At 61.6% G+C, this 18,658-nt stretch carries 16 protein-coding genes; 13 read left to right on the top strand and 3 right to left on the bottom strand.

Annotated elements, in window-relative coordinates:
* Positions 1-152: 152 nt before the first annotated feature.
* Positions 153-989: a cache domain-containing protein gene (locus J3P88_RS23555; protein WP_434571909.1), complete on the top strand. Its 837-nt coding sequence runs from the start codon at positions 153-155 to the stop codon at positions 987-989.
* A gap of 945 nt (positions 990-1,934) precedes the next feature.
* Here J3P88_RS23555 and rapA read toward each other — a convergent pair.
* Positions 1,935-4,781 carry an RNA polymerase-associated protein RapA gene (gene rapA / locus J3P88_RS23550; protein ID WP_434571907.1) on the bottom strand — a complete coding sequence of 949 codons (2,847 nt, stop codon included), beginning with the start codon at positions 4,779-4,781 and terminating at the stop codon, positions 1,935-1,937.
* Positions 4,782-5,010: 229 nt separating this feature from the next.
* On the opposite strand from rapA, the gene J3P88_RS23545 reads away from it, so the two are divergent.
* The 3 genes from J3P88_RS23545 (at position 5,011) to ccoM (ending at position 5,870) form a co-directional block, all read left to right on the top strand.
* A complete protein-coding gene (locus J3P88_RS23545) occupies positions 5,011-5,352 on the top strand; it encodes an aspartate-semialdehyde dehydrogenase (protein ID WP_186704479.1) in 342 nt (113 codons plus the stop codon).
* Positions 5,353-5,447: 95 nt separating this feature from the next.
* Positions 5,448-5,609 (top strand): hypothetical protein, encoded by a 162-nt coding sequence (locus J3P88_RS23540; RefSeq protein ID WP_434571905.1) that lies wholly within the window; start codon positions 5,448-5,450, stop codon positions 5,607-5,609.
* 144 nt (positions 5,610-5,753) lie between these two features.
* Positions 5,754-5,870 (top strand): cytochrome c oxidase subunit CcoM, encoded by a 117-nt coding sequence (gene ccoM / locus J3P88_RS23535; RefSeq protein WP_025212288.1) that lies wholly within the window; start codon positions 5,754-5,756, stop codon positions 5,868-5,870.
* Positions 5,871-6,121: 251 nt separating this feature from the next.
* Here the strand turns inward: ccoM and J3P88_RS23530 are convergent, their stop codons facing one another.
* Both J3P88_RS23530 and J3P88_RS23525 read right to left on the bottom strand, forming a co-directional pair.
* On the bottom strand, positions 6,122-7,597 hold the full coding sequence (locus J3P88_RS23530; protein ID WP_186704480.1) for an inorganic phosphate transporter: 1,476 nt from the start codon (positions 7,595-7,597) through the stop codon (positions 6,122-6,124).
* 365 nt (positions 7,598-7,962) lie between these two features.
* Positions 7,963-8,163 carry a hypothetical protein gene (locus J3P88_RS23525; RefSeq protein WP_003184509.1) on the bottom strand — a complete coding sequence of 67 codons (201 nt, stop codon included), beginning with the start codon at positions 8,161-8,163 and terminating at the stop codon, positions 7,963-7,965.
* 570 nt (positions 8,164-8,733) lie between these two features.
* Between J3P88_RS23525 and pcaR the strand changes: the two genes are divergently transcribed.
* The 9 genes from pcaR to J3P88_RS23480 all read left to right on the top strand — a co-directional run bounded on the left by pcaR (position 8,734) and on the right by J3P88_RS23480 (position 18,656).
* On the top strand, positions 8,734-9,576 hold the full coding sequence (pcaR, locus tag J3P88_RS23520) for a pca regulon transcriptional regulator PcaR (protein ID WP_003184507.1): 843 nt from the start codon (positions 8,734-8,736) through the stop codon (positions 9,574-9,576).
* A gap of 141 nt (positions 9,577-9,717) precedes the next feature.
* Positions 9,718-11,064 carry an MFS transporter gene (locus tag J3P88_RS23515; RefSeq protein WP_434571902.1) on the top strand — a complete coding sequence of 449 codons (1,347 nt, stop codon included), beginning with the start codon at positions 9,718-9,720 and terminating at the stop codon, positions 11,062-11,064.
* A gap of 294 nt (positions 11,065-11,358) precedes the next feature.
* Positions 11,359-12,219: a CoA transferase subunit A gene (locus tag J3P88_RS23510; RefSeq protein WP_434571900.1), complete on the top strand. Its 861-nt coding sequence runs from the start codon at positions 11,359-11,361 to the stop codon at positions 12,217-12,219.
* A complete protein-coding gene (locus J3P88_RS23505; RefSeq protein ID WP_181290317.1) occupies positions 12,216-12,995 on the top strand; it encodes a CoA-transferase subunit beta in 780 nt (259 codons plus the stop codon). Before J3P88_RS23510 ends, J3P88_RS23505 begins: the two co-directional genes overlap by 4 nt.
* Entirely contained in the window at positions 12,992-14,197 is a 1,206-nt protein-coding gene (gene pcaF, locus J3P88_RS23500; RefSeq protein ID WP_434576602.1) for a 3-oxoadipyl-CoA thiolase, read from the top strand. Before J3P88_RS23505 ends, pcaF begins: the two co-directional genes overlap by 4 nt.
* A gap of 38 nt (positions 14,198-14,235) precedes the next feature.
* Positions 14,236-14,940, top strand: coding sequence for a protocatechuate 3,4-dioxygenase subunit beta (pcaH, locus tag J3P88_RS23495; RefSeq protein WP_186704484.1), 705 nt, complete (start codon positions 14,236-14,238; stop codon positions 14,938-14,940).
* Position 14,941: 1 nt separating this feature from the next.
* The gene (gene pcaG / locus J3P88_RS23490) at positions 14,942-15,508 is read left to right on the top strand and encodes a protocatechuate 3,4-dioxygenase subunit alpha (protein WP_186704485.1); all 567 of its coding nucleotides are present in this window, start codon (positions 14,942-14,944) and stop codon (positions 15,506-15,508) included.
* A gap of 273 nt (positions 15,509-15,781) precedes the next feature.
* Entirely contained in the window at positions 15,782-17,077 is a 1,296-nt protein-coding gene (locus J3P88_RS23485) for an MFS family transporter (protein WP_434571897.1), read from the top strand.
* A gap of 214 nt (positions 17,078-17,291) precedes the next feature.
* Positions 17,292-18,656: a 3-carboxy-cis,cis-muconate cycloisomerase gene (locus J3P88_RS23480; protein ID WP_434571895.1), complete on the top strand. Its 1,365-nt coding sequence runs from the start codon at positions 17,292-17,294 to the stop codon at positions 18,654-18,656.
* Positions 18,657-18,658: the final 2 nt, after the last annotated feature.

Here is an 18,658-nt window from a genome sequence, read left to right as displayed (position 1 = left end):
CCTGTAGGAGCTGCCGAAGGCTGCGATCTTTTGATCTTTCGCTCAAGACTCAATTGTCTGGGAAAAGATCGCAGCCTCGTTGCACTCGTCAGCTCCTACTTCCCCACGCCGTCTACGCTCTTGAAACACCAACAAGAACGAGGGTCGCACCCATGGTTTTTTTTCACAGGATGGCCTGGCTGGGCGCAATGCTCATGCTGGGGATGGCCCAGGCGGCCACTGCGGACGATGGCCACGCGGCCCGGGCGCTGCTGGAGAAGGCCTTGGCCTATTACCATGACAATGGCGACAAAGCCTTTGCCGCCTTCAGCCGCCAAGGGGAATTTGTCGACAAGGATCGTTATGTGTTCGTGGTCGATACCCAGGGTGTGATGCTTGCCAGCGGCGGACCTTCCTCGGCGTTGATCGGACGGGACGTGTCCGAAGTGCTGGGGCCGGATTTGCGCAAAGCCTTCAAGGACGCCTTGAAAACTGCCGAGGCCAGCGGCATTCAGCAAGCCGAGTACCGTTGGCAGAACTGGGCGGACGGCAAGGTCGAGCGCAAGCATGTGTATTTCCAGCGTGTTGGTGAGCGAATCCTGGCTGTCGGTTATTACTTGCCGCGTGCTTCAGCCGAACAGGCTCGGGCACTGCTGGACAAGGCCTCGAGTGACCTGCTGAAAAACGAGAAAGCCACGCTGACGGCAGTCAACGCTCTAAAGGGCGGGTATCTGCAGGATGATTTGTATGTCTTTGTCGTCGACCTCGATACCCGGCGCTATGTGGGGCATGGCACCAATCTGCGTTTGATCAACACCGACTTTGCCAAGGTCAAGGACCCGGATGGCAAACCAGTGGGGGAGCCGATCCTGGCCATGATCGGCAAGCAGGATGTGGGGGAGTATGAGTATCGCTGGAAGAATCCGGTGACCGGGAAGGTTGAGTACAAGCATGCTTATCTGAAGAAGGTTGGGCATTTTCTGGTGGCGGTGGGGTATTACAGTCCTTGAGGCTGGGGGCTGGTTTTTGGGTTTTGGGTTTTGGGTGTATATCTGTTTCTTAGGTAACGGCCACTGGCGGTTCCGCCCTTACGGCGGCTCACTTTTTTTCAAACGCCAAAAAAAGTAAGCAAAAAAGGCTTGCCCCACCACTCGGTGCCTCGCTAGGGCTCGGCATGCCCTCACTCCGGCATTGCTCCGTGGGCCGCCGCGAAGGGCCATCCATGGCCCAGCGCGGCTATCCCGGCATCCATGCCGGGATGCCCACTGCGCAATGCCTGCGTTCGGCCATCGTGGTTAACGGGGCGTCCAGATCAAAAGCAAAAGCAAAAGCAAGAGCAAGAGCAAAAGCAAGAGCGGGGCACATGCCTGCATTTATTTGGCTGAGCCACCGCTTTCGCGAGCAAGCCCGCTCCCACAATGGGCCGCAGTGAACACAAAACTCATGAACACCCAAGATCACCTGTGGGAGCGAGCTTGCTCGCGAAGAGGCCGGCCCACCAACATCACCGTCAACTGACACACCGCTTTCGCGAGCAAGCCCGCTCCCACAATGGGCCGCAGTGAACATAAAACTCATGAACACCCAAGATCCCCTGTGGGAGCGAGCCTGCTCGCGAAGAGGCCGGCACATCCAACATCACCGCAAACTGACCCACCGCCTTCGCGAGCAGGCTCGCTCCCACAGGGGAAACGCGATCACCCTGAGCCAGGTCGGCTATGAGGCCGCCTCGCGGCGGCCCACGGAGCAATGCCTTCGTTCAGGCATGCCGAGCCTAGGCGAGGTGCCGAGTGGTGGGGCAGGAGCGTTTTGCTTACTTTTGACTGGGCCGGCTTCCGGGCTTTTCAAAAGTGAGCCGCTGTAAAAGCGGAACCGCCAGCGGCCGTTACCGAAAAAACGGATATACACCCGATAAAAGCACCACAGCGGAACTTATACCGGGATCCCAGCCAAACTCAGCCCGCCACCAACACCCGAATCGCCTCCAAACGCAACGCCGCTTTCTCAAGCATCGCCAAGCCTTGCTCCCGCTGTTGTCGCAGGGCCACCAGTTCGCTGTCGCGCACGGTCGGGTTGACCGCTTGCAGGGCGGTCAGGCGTGCCAGTTCCTCGTCGGTATCGGCCGCCAGGCGGCGCTGGGCCTCGGCCACGCGTTCGGCGTGACGCGGGGCGATCTTCTCTTCGCCGGCATTGATACGAGGCGTGAGCTGGTCGCGCTGGGCCTGGATGAACTTGTTGGCGCTGGCGCGCGGCACGCTTTCGAGCTGGTCGTTCAGGGTTTCGAACGAAACCCGGGCGGCCAGGTCGTTGCCGTTGGCGTCCAACAGGCAGCGCAGGGCGGCCGGCGGCAAGTAGCGGCCCAGTTGCAGCGAGCGCGGCGCAACCACCTCACTGACGTAGAGCAGCTCCAGCAACACGGTGCCGGGCTTGAGCGCCTTGTTCTTGATCAGCGCCACGGCGGTGTTGCCCATGGAGCCGGACAGCACCAGGTCCATACCACCTTGCACCATCGGGTGCTCCCAGGTGATGAACTGCATGTCTTCGCGCGACAGCGCCTGGTTGCGGTCATAGGTGATGGTCACGCCCTCGTCGTCGCCCAGCGGGAAGCTGGCGTCGAGCATTTTTTCGCTCGGCTTGAGGATCAGTGCGTTTTCCGAATGGTCTTCGCTGTCGATACCAAAGGCGTCGAACAGGGTTTCCATGTAGATCGGCAAGGCAAACTGGTCATCCTGCTCGAGAATGGCCTCCACCAGCGCATCGCCTTCACCGGCGCCGCCGGAGTTGAGCTCCAGCAAACGGTCGCGACCGGTGTGCAGCTCGGCCTCCAGGCGCTCGCGTTCGGTACGGGCCTCGTCGATCAGAGCCTGCCATTGGCCATCATCGGCTTCCTCCAGCAAGGGCAGCAGGCGCGGGCCGAACTGGTGCTGCAAGGCGTTGCCGGTCGGGCAGGTGTTGAGGAAGGCATTCAGGGCTTCGTGATACCACTGGAACAGCCGCGCCTGGGGGCTGGTTTCCAGGTACGGCGCATGCAGCTCGATGGTGTGCTTCTGGCCGATCCGGTCCAGACGACCGATACGTTGTTCCAGCAGGTCCGGGTGCGCCGGCAGGTCGAACAGCACCAAATGATGGGCAAACTGGAAGTTGCGTCCCTCACTGCCGATTTCCGAACAGATCAGTACCTGGGCACCAAACTCTTCGTCGGCGAAATAGGCCGCCGCGCGGTCGCGCTCCAGGATATTCATGCCTTCGTGGAACACCGTGGCCGGGATGCCGGAGCGCACGCGCAGGGCGTCCTCCAGGTCCATGGCGGTTTCGGCGTGGGCACAGATCACCAGCACTTTGGTGCGCTTGAGCATCTTCAGGGTGTCGATCAGCCATTCGACCCGCGGGTCGAAACGCCACCAGCGTTCTTCTTCGCTGGCGTCCGGCTGGGCCTGGAAGCTGACTTCCGGGTACAGCTCGGGGTGATCGCCCAAGGGCAGTTCGAGGTACTCGGGCGGGCACGGCAGCGGGTAGGCGTGCAGCTTGCGCTCGGGGAAGCCCTGCACGGCGGCGCGGGTGTTGCGAAACAGCACGCGACCGGTACCGTGGCGATCCAGCAGTTCACGCACCAGGCGGGCACTGGCTTGGACATCGCCATCATTGACGGCGGTCAGCAATGCTTCGCCTTCGTTCCCCAGGAAACCCTGGATGGTCTTGTGGGCTTCGGGCGAGAGGCGGCCTTTGTCCAGCAGCTCCTGCACGGCTTCGGCCACTGGGCGATAGTTTTCGCTCTCGGCGCGGAAGGCCTTGAGGTCATGGAAACGGTTCGGGTCCAGCAGGCGCAGGCGGGCGAAATGGCTGTCCTGACCCAGTTGTTCCGGGGTCGCGGTCAGCAGCAGCACGCCCGGGATGGTTTCGGCAAGCTGCTCGACCAGGGCGTATTGCGGGCTAACCTGGTCTTCGTGCCACACCAGGTGATGGGCTTCGTCGACCACCAGCAGGTCCCAGCCGGCGGCGAACAGCGCGTCCTGGGCCTTTTCGTCGTCCACCAGCCACTCCAGCGCCACCAGGGCCAATTGGGTGTCTTCGAACGGGTTGCTGGCATCGCTTTCGATGAAGCGCTCTTCGTCGAACAGCGCGACCTGGAGGTTGAAGCGCCGACGCATTTCCACCAGCCACTGGTGCTGGAGGTTTTCCGGCACCAGGATCAGGACGCGGTTGGCACGGCCGGACAGCAACTGGCGATGGATGACCAGGCCGGCTTCGATGGTCTTGCCCAGGCCCACTTCGTCGGCCAGCAATACCCGCGGCGCAATGCGGTCGGCCACTTCACGGGCAATATGCAGCTGGTGGGCGATCGGCTGGGCGCGTACGCCGCCCAGGCCCCACAGGGAAGACTGTAGCTGGCGGCTGGTGTGTTCCAGGGTGTGATAGCGCAGGGAGAACCAGGCCAACGGGTCGATCTGGCCGGCGAACAGACGGTCGCTGGCCAGGCGGAACTGGATAAAGTTCGACAGTTGGGTCTCGGGCAGGGTGACTACTTCGTTCTGCTCGTTGAGACCGTGGTAGACCAGCAGCCCGTCGACGTCATCGACTTCGCGCACGGTCATTTTCCAGCCTTCGAAGTGAGTGATCACATCGCCCGGCGAAAATCGTACACGGGTAAGTGGCGCATTCCGTAGCGCGTACTGGCGAGTGTCGCCAGTGGCCGGATAGAGCACGGTCAACAAGCGGCCGTCCTGTGCCAGAACGGTGCCTAAACCCAGCTCGGCTTCGCTGTCACTGATCCAGCGTTGCCCCGGTTGATACTGCTGCGCCATGCTGCCTGACTCCCGCCTTGAAAAAGCCGGTTATCTTAACGGAAGGATCCTTCATACCAAAGGATTTACGTACGCTGATTCGTCGCGATGCTACGGAACTTATGCTTGCCCGGCGATCAAACAAGCTCGGCCTTGGTCATCGCCGCAATTGCCAACTGGGTCACAAGTTTCGGACCGGCGGTTCAAGCTGCCACTTTAGCCGCCGACAACCTGAAGACAGGAGAACCTTATGTTGCCACCCATACTCCCTTTGAGCGTTGTACCCATCACCGCTCAACAGGATCCGGTTCGCCAGCGACCGGACATACCGCCCGTGGTCCCGGTGCAGCAAAGCTCCAACGAAAGCACCATCGACCTGCAAAACCGCGACCCGGAAGAGACCGCGCTGCTGTTGCGCGAGGAACAGCAGCGCCAGCAGGAGCGCGAGCGCCGCCGCCGCGAGGCCGATGAAGACCCTGAAGAGCACCTGGCCGTACCGGGTACCGAACTCAACGCCGACAATACCGTGCCGGTGGTGCCGCTGATCGACGAAGAGTCGCGCCAAGGCCTGTGGGTCGATATCCAGATCTGATCCCGGGTGTCTGGCTGCATTCACAGGCTGGTCAACGCCGCCAACAGCCCGCATCATGGGCGCATCCGCAATTCACTGCACGATGCCCACACGCCATGAGCCAAGACGACAAGCTGATCGACCTCAGTGCCGAGCGCGCCAAGCGCGTTCACGACCTCAACGAAAAACGCCTCAATGAAGTCCGCCAGGCTTTCGAACAGGCCATGCCGTTGGGCAAGCCCAAGAAAAAGGCGAAGAACAAACCGAAAAAGCGCTGAACCCCCTCGATCCATTGATGCAGATCAGTTATTTCCCCACCTTTATGCCCCGTCGCGGGCGTTATTGACCCCGGTCAATTTTCATCCAGGCCTGATTGGTTACCTTGAACCCATCGCAACAGGGGCAAGACCAGGAGGCCAGTCATGTTTTTCGATAATGTGGTGTTTGCCGGGGTGTTGACGGTCGGCCTCATGTTCGTGTTTTTCGCAGGTTTTGGATTATTCATCTGGAAAGACGCACACAAGCGGAAAAAACCGTAGGTCTTTCTGGCTACAACGAGCACGCAAGGCATTTTGGGCGACTTCGGTCGCCCTTTTTTTTGGCAAATTTCCTGATCACGCAAAACTACGGTGGGAGCGGGCTTGCTCGCGAAAGCGTCGGGTCAGTCATCTATTCAGTGCCCGACATACCGCTTTCGCGAGCAAGCCCGCTCCCACAAGTTGCCCAGTGTCTGGGCATAAAAAAAGGTGCGATCCGCAAGGGTCGCACCTTCTTTTTTGAGCCGCTGGAATCAGCTGCCGATGGCCTTGGACGCCAGCCAGAACAGCGCCGCCGACAGCGCCACCGTCGCCGGCAGGGTCAGTACCCAGGCCAGCAGGATGGTGCGTACGGTGCCGCCTTGCAGGCCGCTCTTGTTAGCGACCATGGTGCCCGCCACGCCGGAGGACAGCACGTGGGTAGTAGAAACCGGCAGGCTGAAGATATTCGCCGCGCCGATCATGCACGCGGTGGTGATCTGCGCCGACATACCTTGCGCATAGGTCATGCCTTGTTTGCCGATCTTCTCGCCGATGGTCAGCACCACGCGCTTCCAGCCGACCATGGTGCCCAGGCCCAGTGCCAGTGCGACTGCCAGGATCACCCAGAACGGGGCGTACTCGGTGGTGGCGGTCAGGTCCTTGCGCAGCTTGTTCAAGTCGTCTTTCTCGCGAGCCGCCAAGCCTGGCAACTTGCCTACCTTCTTCGCCGTGTCGTCCAGGCAGAGCAGGTAGCGACGAACCTCGATGCGTCGTTCCGACGGCAGCGAATGGTAGTCCGCCACGCCTTTGAGCGTGTCGAGCAGGGCATTGATGGTCGGTTCGGTCTGCTGCGGGTTGCAGCGGAATTTCTCGGGCAGATCGCCGTTCACGCTTTTGCCCAGCGCCAGGTATTCACCCAGGGACTCGTGGTTGCGTTGGTAGAACTGGCTCAGGTGCAGCGTTGCGTCACGGGTCCGCTCGATCTGGTAGGTGGTGCTGCCCAGATCCAGTACGAACTGCGCCGGTACGATACCGATCAGCACCAGCATGATCAGGCCGATACCTTTCTGGCCATCGTTGGAGCCGTGGACAAAGCTGACGGCCATGGCCGAGATCACCAGTACCAGGCGGTTCCAGAACGGCGGGTGTTTCTTGTCGTCGATCTGGCGGCGCTGTTCCGGCGTCTTGTGCATCTTCGACAGCGGACGCCACCATTTCAGGCCGATCAGCACCAGGGCGGCGATCAGGAAACCGGCCATGGGCGAGAACACCAGGGAAGCGCCGATATCGATCGCCTTCTGCCAGTTCACCCCGTCGGCCAACGGGATATCGTTGATCAGCGCGTTGGCCAGGCCCACGCCGAGGATCGAACCGATCAATGTGTGGGAACTGGATGCCGGGATACCGAAGTACCAAGTGCCCAGGTTCCAAGTGATGGCCGCTGCGAGCAGCGAAAACACCATGGCCAGCCCGTGTCCGGTGTTCACATTGATCAGCAGCTCCACGGGCAACAGGTGAACGATGGCGTACGCCACCCCCACGCCGCCCAGCAACACGCCGAGAAAATTGAACACACCGGAAAAGAACACCGCCAGGTGAGGCGGCATGGCTTTGGTGTAGATAACAGTGGCAACCGCGTTAGCGGTGTCATGAAAGCCGTTGATGAACTCGAAGGCGAGGACAAAAGCCAGGGCGAGCAAGAGGCTCACAAGCACCCAAGCATCCAGTCCGCTGAATAAATCGATCATGAAGGTTTTCTGACCCGGTCATAAGGGGGCGCGATTATGCCAGAAAACCTCGGTAATCGATGCACTGCCTGCTCATCGGTAACATTCTTCAACGAAAATAATTGTAGGACCGTCTCAGGCGCCAGGTTTGCCGCGGGTTGCGTAACCCTTTGAATCAGGGGCGCAAAGCACACTTGGCCAGGATCACGGCAAGCTGAATGATGCCGTGAGCGATTGTATGAAATTTCTGAAAAGAAGGTCGGCCATGACCCTTCCGGACCGTCGGGCAGGAGCGGATGGCGGCCCGCTCATGGCGGGCGTGCGCTACGGATTCCAGCCTGGGTGGCGGCCGGAAATCTCTTCACAGGAACCTCGGGCGCTGAGCGTCACTGCTCTTCGGCTTTGAGTTCCTTTTCCATTTTCTGGAGTTCTTGGGTGAAGGCCTGGTCCTGAACGGTGGCGCGCTTACGCCAGGGTTTGCGTTCCGGTTCAGGTTGCGCGGCGTAGGTGGTGACTTCCCCGCCGTAAACTTCCTTGTAACGTTGTTCCTGGCGCTCAAGTTCCGCGCGCAGTTCGTCTTTCGTCACAGTTTTACCTAAATTAATTGAAGTTGAATCTGGTGATACGCACTGCATGTGGACATGCAGACGGCCACGGCACCAGAGCTGACAGCTGACGTAGCATCAGGGCTTCGCGTTGTTGCCAAACAGGGGAAGCGACCATAAAGGCGCTCCGGGCACCAGGCTAATGACCACGGCGCCAGCGTACGAGAACGGTTGATTGGCCGTACCGTCACTGTTTTGCATTATAGCGGCCCAGCCGAATAACACTATCGGGAAAATTAAAAGGTGCTGTTGTTGTGTGAACTCATGTTTGTATGTGCAACTTGTATCACCGCGTGAAAAAGGTCGGCGAGTACCGCTATCCAGATGCCGTTCACGCCGACAAGTTCAATTTACCCCACGCTTTCACGCCAAACTCGAGTCATTGTTTCCTGCAACTTAACTCAAACGTGTTCGCAGCGGGAGTCATTCGATAGCGGACCCGATTGCGATTATCGGTCGGCGGTTCGATAATCGAACGCTCTCGGCCGGCGGCCCTTGCTTGCCCATCGGGCAGCCGCTTGAATAGCCGTCATTCCCGGGGAAGGATCAGACATGAACGACCAATTGCGCAATGCCTTCACTTCTGTCGCGCCACCGATCGTCGCCTCGCCGGCCAAGCGGATCCAGGCCCTGACCGGTGATCCCGACTTCATGACGTCCCTGGCCCGTGGCTTGGCCGTGGTCCAGGCCTTCCAGGAGCGCAAGCGGCACCTGACCATCGCCCAGATCAGCCATCGCACGGAAATTCCCCGCGCCGCTGTCAGGCGGTGCCTGCATACCTTGATCAAGCTGGGCTACGCCACCACGGACGGGCGCACCTATTCGCTGCTACCCAAAGTGTTGACCCTCGGTCACGCCTATCTGTCTTCCACACCCCTGGCCGTTTCTGCCCAGCCGTACCTGGACCGCATGAGCGAGCAACTGCACGAAGCCTGCAACATGGCCACGCTCGAAGGCGACGACATTCTTTATATCGCCCGCTCCGCGACCACCCAGCGCCTGATTTCGGTGGACCTGTCGGTGGGCGGGCGCCTGCCAGCCTATTGCACCTCCATGGGCAGGATTCTCCTGGCGGCCCTGGATGATGCGTCGTTGCGCGACTACCTCGACCACGCCGACCTGCAGGCCAAGACCAGCCGCACCTTGCACACACCTGAGGCTTTGCTCGAGTGCCTGCAACAGGTGCGGCAGCAGGGCTGGTGCATCGTCGACCAAGAACTGGAACAGGGTCTGCGTTCGATTGCCGTACCGGTGTACGACGCTTCCGGTCAAGTAGTGGCCGCGCTCAACGTCAGTACCCATGCCGGACGGGTCAGCCGCAATGAGTTGGAGCAACGCTTCCTGCCTGGCCTGCTGGGGGCCAGTCGCGACCTGAGCGCGCAGCTGTTCACTTAAGCTGTTCGATAAACGCACACAGTCGGCGGCGATGAATTGACGGTGTTTGCCTAGCCTCATTAATGTCGCGCAGCGTCATCCGGCGTGTGTCGCCGGGTCTCCGTTCGTCCGCCTGCGTTTTTCGCTTGGAATAAAAATAAAATGAACCAGCCCCAGACCTCCGTAGGCAATTGCCTCGATGTGCAGTCCTTCATCAATACCCAGCCCATATCGCGTTATCAGTGGCGGGTGGTGATTCTGTGTTTCCTGATTGTGTTCCTCGACGGCCTCGATACGGCCGCGATGGGCTTCATCGCCCCGGCGCTGTCCCAGGATTGGGGCATCGATCGCGCCAGCCTCGGCCCGGTAATGAGTGCCGCGCTGATTGGCATGGTGTTCGGCGCACTGGGTTCAGGGCCGTTGGCTGACCGCTTCGGGCGAAAAGTCGTACTGGTGGGCGCGGTCGTGCTGTTCGGCGCGTTCAGCCTGGCCTCGGCCTACAGCACCAACGTCGATCAATTGCTGGTATTGCGCTTCTTGACCGGCCTGGGCTTGGGCGCCGGGATGCCGAACGCCACCACTTTGCTCTCGGAGTACACCCCGGAACGCAAGAAATCGCTGTTGGTGACCAGCATGTTCTGTGGCTTCAACCTGGGCATGGCGGGCGGCGGATTCGTCTCCGCCAAGTTGATCCCGGCCTTCGGTTGGCACAGCCTGCTGCTGATCGGCGGGGTGCTGCCGTTGATCCTGGCGGTCGTGTTGCTGTTCTGGCTGCCGGAGTCGGCGCGTTACCTGGTGGTGCGCAACCGCGGCACCGACAAAGTGCGCAAGACCCTGGCGCCGATCGAGCCGCACACGGTTGCCCAAGCGGCGAGCTTCAGCGTACCGGAACAGAAAACCGTCAAGGCCCGCAATGTGTTGGCGGTGATTTTCTCCGGTACCTACAGCGCCGGCACCTTGCTGCTGTGGCTGACCTATTTCATGGGCCTGGTGATTGTCTACCTGTTGACCAGTTGGCTGCCGACCTTGATGCGCGACAGCGGCGCGAGCATGGAGCAGGCCGCGTTTATCGGCGCGTTGTTTCAATTCGGCGGCGTGTTGAGCGCTGTGTTTGTCGGTTGGGCGATGGACCGGTTCAATCCGCATAAGGTCATCGGCCTTTTCTATCTGATGGCCGGGGTGTTTGCCTACGCGGTGGGGCAGAGCCTGGGCAACATCACCGTGCTCGCCACCCTGGTGCTGGTGGCCGGCATGTGCGTCAACGGCGCGCAATCGGCGATGCCTTCCCTGGCGGCGCGTTTCTACCCGACCCAGGGCCGGGCCACCGGGGTCTCGTGGATGCTGGGTATCGGTCGTTTCGGCGCGATCCTCGGCGCCTGGATGGGCGCCACACTGCTGGGGCTGGGCTGGAACTTCGAACAGGTCCTGACGGCGCTGGTTATTCCTGCGGCCCTGGCGACCACGGCGGTGGTGATCAAGGGCATGGTCAGTCATGCGGATGCGACCTGAGCCCACGACCTAACCCCAGTGGAACACCTGTGGGAGCGGGCTTGCTCGCGAATGCAGTGGGTCAGACAAAGTAATGCAGCCTGAGACACCGCATTCGCGAGCAAGCCCGCTCCCACAGGGGGCTGTGTGCTTGGATAAATCGATAGCCAAACAACAATCTGTTCGATAAACGAACACTCAGTCGATTATCGGATTGTTTTGCCGTCATCCCGAAGCTTAATCTTCAGTCACTCCGGCGCTTAACCTCGCGCCTTTTTCTTCATGTCGGTCTACTGGATAACGGGAGCCTGCCCCATGGCTGAAATCCTTTCGCTGCACGATGCGGTGAAGCAATTCGTCAATGACGGCGATACCGTCGCGCTCGAAGGCTTCACTCACCTGATTCCTACGGCGGCGGGTCATGAAATCATTCGTCAGGGCAAGAGAGATCTGACCCTGGTGCGCATGACGCCTGACCTGATCTATGACCAGTTGATCGGCGCCGGTTGTGCTCGCAAGTTGATTTTCTCCTGGGGCGGCAACCCTGGCGTCGGGTCGTTGCACCGCTTGCGCGATGCCGTGGAGAAACAATGGCCACACCCACTGGAGATTGAGGAACACAGCCACGCCGACCTGGCCAATGCCTACGTCGCCGGCGCTTCCGGCCTGCCGTTCGCGGTGCTGCGGGCCTACGCCGGTTCTGACCTGCCGAAGGTCAACCCGCTGATCAAGAGCGTGACCTGTCCCTTCACCGGTGAAGTCTTGGCCGCCGTGCCTTCGGTGCGCCCGGACGTCACGGTGATCCATGCCCAGAAAGCCGACCGCAAGGGCAACGTGTTGCTATGGGGCATCCTCGGTGTGCAGAAAGAAGCTGCCCTGGCCGCCAAGCGTTGCATCGTCACCGTGGAAGAAATCGTCGACGACCTGAACGCGCCGATGAACGCCTGCGTGCTGCCGACCTGGGCGTTGAGCGCCGTGTGCCATGTCCCCGGCGGTGCCCATCCGTCCTACGCCCACGGCTACACCGAGCGTGACAACCGTTTCTACCAGGCGTGGGACCCGATCGCCCGGGACCGTGAGACCTTTACGGCATGGATCAACGAATACATTCACGGCACTCGAGATTTCAGTGAATTCCAGGCCCGGCTGGCAGCAGCTTCGCAGGTGAAACCATGAACTACTCCACCAACGAAATGATGACCGTCGCCGCGGCGCGTCGCTTGAAGAACAATGCCGTGTGCTTCGTCGGCATCGGCCTGCCGTCGAAAGCGGCCAACCTGGCGCGGCTGACCTCGTCGCCGGACGTCGTGCTGATCTACGAATCGGGTCCGATCGGTGCCAAGCCCAGCGTACTGCCGCTGTCCATCGGCGACGGTGAGCTGGCGGAAACCGCGGACACGGTCGTACCGACCGGTGAGATTTTTCGCTACTGGTTGCAGGGCGGGCGTATCGATGTCGGTTTCCTTGGCGCGGCCCAAGTCGACCGGTTTGGCAACATCAACACCACGGTGGTGGGCGACTACCATCAGCCGAAAGTCCGCTTGCCGGGTGCCGGTGGCGCGCCGGAAATCGCCGGTTCCGCCAAGAGTGTGTTGATCATCCTCAAGCAGTCGGCGCGTTCGTTTGTCGACAAGCTGGATTTCATCACCTCGGTGGGCCATGGCGAGGGCGGTGATTCGCGCAAGCGTCTTGGCCTGCCGGGGGCGGGGCCCGTGGGCATCATCACCGACTTGTGCATCATGGAACCGGAAGCCGGCAGCCATGAATTCGTGGTCACCGCGCTGCACCCCGGCGTGACCCGCGAGCAAGTCATTGCGGCCACCGGGTGGGCGATCCGTTTCGCCGACCAAGTGCAAACCACCGCCGAGCCGACCGAAGTGGAGCTGCGCGCACTGCGCGACCTGGAAGCTCGCACCGCGGCGGCCCATGGCCAGGCACCGGGAGAAGCCTGATGCGCGACGTGTATATCTGTGATGCGATTCGAACCCCGATCGGTCGGTTTGGCGGCGGTTTGTCTGCCGTGCGCGCCGATGACCTGGCCGCTGTGCCGATCAAGGCGCTGATGGAACGCAATCCATCGGTGGACTGGAGTGCGGTGGATGAGGTGTTCCTCGGCTGTGCCAACCAGGCCGGTGAAGACAACCGCAACGTGGCGCGCATGGCGCTGCTGTTGGCGGGCCTGCCGCAGAGTATTCCCGGCGTGACCCTCAATCGCCTTTGCGCCTCGGGCATGGACGCCATCGGCACCGCGTTCCGCGCCATTGCCAGCGGTGAGATGGAACTGGCCATCGCTGGCGGCGTGGAGTCGATGTCTCGGGCGCCGTTCGTGATGGGCAAGGCCGACGCCGCGTTTTCCCGCAACATGAAGCTGGAAGACACCACCATCGGCTGGCGTTTCATCAACCCATTGATGAAAGCCCAGTACGGCGTGGACGCGATGCCGCAGACCGCCGATAACGTGGCCGATGAATACGCCGTGTCCCGCGCCGACCAGGACGCTTTCGCCTTGCGCAGCCAACAGCGAACGGCGGCGGCCCAGGCGGCAGGGTTTTTCGCCGAAGAAATCGTGCCGGTGCGCATCACTCATAAAAAAGGCGAAACCGTGGTCGAACAGGACGAGCACCCGCGCGCCGACACCACGCTGGAAACCTTGGGCAAACTCAAACCGGTCAATGGCCCTGACAAGACCGTCACCGCCGGCAACGCTTCGGGTGTCAACGACGGCGCGGCCGCCTTGATCCTGGCGTCGGCCGAAGCGGTGAAAAAATACGGCCTGACGCCTCGGGGCAAAGTGTTGGGCATGGCCAGCGCCGGCGTCGCGCCACGGGTGATGGGCATTGGCCCGGTGCCGGCGGTGCGCAAGCTCACTGAACGCCTGGGCCTGGCGGTCGCGGATTTCGATGTGATCGAACTCAATGAAGCCTTTGCCAGCCAGGGCCTGGCGGTGCTGCGGGACTTGGGGCTGGCGGACGATGCGCCGCAGGTCAACCCGAACGGCGGCGCTATCGCCCTCGGCCATCCACTGGGCATGAGCGGGGCACGCTTGGTGATGACGGCGCTGCACCATTTGGAAAAAACCGGCGGCAAGAAAGGCCTGGCGACCATGTGCGTCGGCGTCGGCCAGGGTCTGGCATTGGCCATCGAACGCGTCTGACGCGTCGCTCTACTAATAAGAAAACCGAGGAATGCTTCATGACTGACAAGCCTGGTTATCGTCGCCCCCAAGCGGGCACCCAGCCGGAGTATCTGCACCCGCCGTACCAGTCCACCAACCTGCGCTCGCCGTCCAAGCCGTTGGTGTTCCTGCCCCATTCGCTGTCGGAAATTACCGGCCCAACGGTAGGCGCCGACCGCCTGCAGGAAAAGGACCACGACCTGACCGCCCAGCATGCCGGCGAGCCACTGGGTGAGCGGATCATCATTCACGGGCGGGTGCTGGATGAGCACGGCGAGCCGGTGCCCGGCATCCTGGTGGAAATCTGGCAGGCCAACGCCGCCGGCCGCTATAACCATGACCGTGACGACCATGACGCGCCGCTGGACCCGAACTTCACCGGCACCGGTCGCACCGTGACCGATGCCGACGGCTGGTATCAGTTCCAGACCATCAAGCCCGGCGCCTATCCGTGGGGCAACCATCACAACGCCTGGCGCCCGGCGCATATCCATTTCTCACTGTTCGGGCCGAGCATCCTGACGCGCCTGGTGACGCAGATGTATTTCCCGGGCGATCCCTTGCTGGAATACGACCCGATCTACAACTGCGTGCCGGACACCCGCGCCAAGGAGCGCCTGATCGCCCGTTTCGACCTGGAAAAAACCGTCCCTCACTACGCCCTCGGTTACCGCTGGGACATCGTCTTGCGCGGCCGCGATGCCACGCCGATGGAGAAATAAGATGACGCTCACCGCCACCACGTCCCATACCGTTGGCCCTTACTACCACATCGGCCTGACCTGGCTGAACCGCGAAGACCTGACCGTTGCCCAAACCCTTGGCCAACGTGTGGCGATCACCGGGCAGGTGGTCGACGGTAATGGCCAGTTCGTCAACGACGCGATGCTGGAAGTCTGGCAGGCCAACGCCGCCGGCAAATACGCCCACCCGGAAGACGACCAGGACAAGCCCCTGGACCCGCACTTCGAGGGCTTCGGTCGAGTGCCGGTGGATGCCGAAGGGCGCTTCCGCTTCACCACCATCAAGCCGGGCACGGTGCCAGGGCTGGGCGGGACGACCCAGGCGCCGCACCTGGTCGTGCTGGTGTTCGCACGTGGGCTGGTCAAGCATTTGCTGACACGCATCTACTTTGACGGCGAGCAGGCCAACGAAGCTGACCCGCTGCTGGCCTGCGTCCCCGAGGAGCGCCGCGGCACCCTCGTCGCCAAGCCCGATGCGTCGGGCGTGTACCAGTGGAACGTGATCCTGCAGGGCACGGATGCCGAGACGGTGTTCTTCGATTACTGAGTGATGGGCGATTTTGTGGCGAGGGAGCTTGCTCCCGCTCGGCTGCGAAGCAGTCGCAAACCCGGCTACCACGACCGGCCTGATACACCGGGTCGTCAGTTTGGGCTTGCTGCGCAAGCCAGCGGGAGCAAGCTCCCTCGCCACAGAGATGATGCAATCCCTGTGGGAGCAAGGCTTGCCCGCGATGGCGCCAGTTCAGGCAATGCAATACTGTGGAACGGGAGTGTTACGAAGTGTGTCTAGACTTCGTCAGCCCCAACGAGTGAATAACCCATGACCATCCCAATCAGCCATTACACCGGTGAAGAACGCAGCAAGCGCATCTTCGCCATCGTCGGTGCTTCATCCGGCAACCTGGTCGAATGGTTCGACTTCTACGTCTATGCGTTCTGTGCGATATATTTCGCGCCGGCGTTCTTCCCCTCGGACAACCCGACGGTGCAACTGGTCAACACGGCCGGTGTGTTCGCCGCCGGGTTCCTGATGCGCCCCATCGGCGGCTGGATTTTCGGTCGAGTGGCGGATCGTCACGGGCGCAAGAATTCGATGATGATCTCGGTGCTGATGATGTGCTTCGGCTCGTTGCTCATCGCCTGCCTGCCCACCTACAAGGACATCGGCGTCTGGGCGCCAGTGCTGCTGTTGCTCGCGCGCTTGCTGCAAGGCCTGTCGGTGGGCGGGGAATACGGCACCACCGCCACCTACATGAGTGAAGTGGCCCTCAAGGGCCAGCGCGGCTTCTTCGCCTCGTTCCAGTACGTGACGCTGATTGGCGGGCAGTTGCTGGCGGTGTCGCTGGTGGTGGTCCTGCAACAGTTTCTCAACGAGGACGAACTGCGTGCCTACGGCTGGCGGATTCCGTTCGTGGTAGGCGCCGCGGCGGCGTTGATTTCCCTGCTTCTGCGTCGCTCGTTGAAGGAAACCAGCAGCAAGGAAATGCGCGAGAACAAAGACGCCGGCAGCATCGCCGCGCTGTTTCGCGACCACAAGGCGGCGTTCATCACCGTGCTCGGCTACACCGCCGGTGGTTCGCTGATTTTCTACACCTTCACCACCTACATGCAGAAATACCTGGTGAACACCGCAGGCCTGCATGCCAAGACCGCCAGCTACATCATGACCGGCGCGCTGTTCCTCTACATGTGCATGCAACCGCTGTTCGGCATGCTGGCGGACAAGATCGGCCGGCGTAACTCCATGCTCTGGTTTGGTGGCCTGGGAGCGTTGTGCACGGTGCCGATCCTGCTGACGCTCAAAAGCATCAGCAGCCCGTTCCTGGCGTTTGTCCTGATTACGTTGGCGCTGGCGATCGTCAGTTTCTATACCTCCATCAGCGGCCTGGTGAAAGCCGAAATGTTTCCACCTGAAGTGCGGGCACTGGGAGTAGGGTTGGCTTACGCGGTGGCCAATGCGATTTTTGGCGGATCGGCCGAATACGTCGCCTTGAGCCTGAAGGCCCAAGGCATGGAAAACGCCTTTTATTGGTATGTCACGGTGATGATGGCAGTGGCATTCCTGTTCAGCCTGCGCCTGCCCAAGCAGCCGGCATATTTGCACCATGATCTTTAAGGCTTGTTTGATTCATTGTGGCCAGTGATTGCACCGCTGGGCCCTGTAGGAGCTGGCGAAGCCTGCGATCTTTTGATCTTTCGCTTGGGATTCAAGTGTATTGGGAAAGATCGCAGCCTCGTTGCACTCGACAGCTCCTACACAGCTCCTACGGGTGCAAGCCAGCAGGAGCAATCTCTGACCACAAGGGCATCCATTTTCCCAAGGACTGTTTATGAGCGAACGACCGGGCAATCAGCTGTTCGATGCCTACTTCACCGCCCGCGACATGCGCGAGGTGTTCTGCGATGCAGGGCGGGTGCAGGCCATGCTGGACGTCGAGGCCGCATTGGCCCGGGCCCAAGCGCGAGTGGGGTTGATCCCCCAGGACGCGGTGGCGCCGATCGAGAGCGCCTGCCGTGCCCAGTTGTACGATTTTTCGGCGTTGAGCGAAGCGATTGCCAGTGCCGGCAACTCGGCGATTCCGCTGGTCAAGGCGCTCGGCAAACTCATCGCCACCCAGAGCGCCGAGGCTGAACGTTATGTACACCTGGGCGCCACCAGCCAGGACGTGATGGACAGCGGATTGGTGCTGCAACTGCGCCGAGCGTTGGACTTGATCGAGGCAGAGCTGGCGCAACTGGCCGTCACCCTGGCTCGACAAGCCGAGCGCTACGCCGCCACACCGCTGGCCGGGCGTACTTGGTTGCAACACGCAACCCCGGTAACCCTGGGCATGAAGATCGCCGGTTGGCTGGGGGCGATCACCCGCAGTCGCCAACGCTTGCGGGAACTCAAGCCGCGTTTGCTGGTGCTGCAATTCGGCGGCGCCTCCGGAACGCTCGCCGCCTTGGGTGAACAGGCGCTGCCGGTCGCCGAAGCCCTGGCCGCCGAGTTGCAACTGAACCTGCCTGAGCAACCGTGGCACACCCAGCGCGATCGCTTGGTGGAGTTCGGCGCGGTGCTAGGGTTGATCGCCGGCAGCCTGGGCAAATTGGGGCGCGATATCAGCCTATTGATGCAGACCGAGGCCGGCGAAGCGTTCGAACCTTCTGCACCGGGCAAGGGCGGTTCGTCGACGATGCCGCACAAGCGCAACCCGGTGGGCGCTGCGGTGCTGATCGGCGCGGCGACACGAGTGCCTGGCCTGTTGTCGACGCTGTTCAGCGCCATGCCTCAGGAACACGAGCGCAGCCTGGGCCTGTGGCACGCCGAATGGGAAACCCTGCCGGAGATCTGCTGCCTGGTCTCCGGCGCCTTGCAACAGGCGCGACTGCTGGCCGAAGGGCTGGAAGTGGACGCGGCGCGCATGGCCCGCAACCTGGAACTGACCCAGGGGTTGGTGCTGGCCGAAGCGGTGAGCATTGTCCTGGCCCAGCGGGTTGGTCGTGACACCGCCCATCATCTGCTGGAGCAATGTTGCAAGCGCGCCGTGGCCGAACAGCGGCATCTGCGCGCTGTGCTGGGAGACGAACCCCAGGTCAACGCGCAGTTATCCGCGACCGAGCTCGACCATCTGCTCGACCCGGCCCACTACCTCGGCCAGGCCCAGACCTGGGTCGCCCGAGCCGTGGCCGAACACTTTGCCTTGAATGCCTGAAA

Source organism: Pseudomonas sp. Z3-6 (genome assembly GCF_051131985.1).
In the GTDB taxonomy this organism is placed as follows: domain Bacteria; phylum Pseudomonadota; class Gammaproteobacteria; order Pseudomonadales; family Pseudomonadaceae; genus Aquipseudomonas; species Aquipseudomonas zanjanensis.
This window is presented reverse-complemented; position numbering and strand designations above follow the sequence as displayed.

What these genes read in the sequence shown, in the direction of transcription:
- J3P88_RS23540 (WP_434571905.1), top strand. Translation starts at nt 5,448, where the DNA reads ATGAGCCAAGACGACAAGCTGATCGACCTCAGTGCCGAGCGCGCCAAG.
- ccoM (WP_025212288.1), top strand. Translation starts at nt 5,754, where the DNA reads ATGTTTTTCGATAATGTGGTGTTTGCCGGGGTGTTGACGGTCGGCCTC.
- J3P88_RS23530 (WP_186704480.1), bottom strand. Translation starts at nt 7,597, where the DNA reads ATGATCGATTTATTCAGCGGACTGGATGCTTGGGTGCTTGTGAGCCTC.
- pcaR (WP_003184507.1), top strand. Translation starts at nt 8,734, where the DNA reads ATGAACGACCAATTGCGCAATGCCTTCACTTCTGTCGCGCCACCGATC.
- J3P88_RS23485 (WP_434571897.1), top strand. Translation starts at nt 15,782, where the DNA reads ATGACCATCCCAATCAGCCATTACACCGGTGAAGAACGCAGCAAGCGC.
- rapA (WP_434571907.1), bottom strand. Translation starts at nt 4,781, where the DNA reads ATGGCGCAGCAGTATCAACCGGGGCAACGCTGGATCAGTGACAGCGAA.
- J3P88_RS23555 (WP_434571909.1), top strand. Translation starts at nt 153, where the DNA reads ATGGTTTTTTTTCACAGGATGGCCTGGCTGGGCGCAATGCTCATGCTG.
- pcaG (WP_186704485.1), top strand. Translation starts at nt 14,942, where the DNA reads ATGACGCTCACCGCCACCACGTCCCATACCGTTGGCCCTTACTACCAC.
- J3P88_RS23505 (WP_181290317.1), top strand. Translation starts at nt 12,216, where the DNA reads ATGAACTACTCCACCAACGAAATGATGACCGTCGCCGCGGCGCGTCGC.
- J3P88_RS23480 (WP_434571895.1), top strand. Translation starts at nt 17,292, where the DNA reads ATGAGCGAACGACCGGGCAATCAGCTGTTCGATGCCTACTTCACCGCC.
- pcaH (WP_186704484.1), top strand. Translation starts at nt 14,236, where the DNA reads ATGACTGACAAGCCTGGTTATCGTCGCCCCCAAGCGGGCACCCAGCCG.
- J3P88_RS23545 (WP_186704479.1), top strand. Translation starts at nt 5,011, where the DNA reads ATGTTGCCACCCATACTCCCTTTGAGCGTTGTACCCATCACCGCTCAA.
- J3P88_RS23510 (WP_434571900.1), top strand. Translation starts at nt 11,359, where the DNA reads ATGGCTGAAATCCTTTCGCTGCACGATGCGGTGAAGCAATTCGTCAAT.
- J3P88_RS23515 (WP_434571902.1), top strand. Translation starts at nt 9,718, where the DNA reads ATGAACCAGCCCCAGACCTCCGTAGGCAATTGCCTCGATGTGCAGTCC.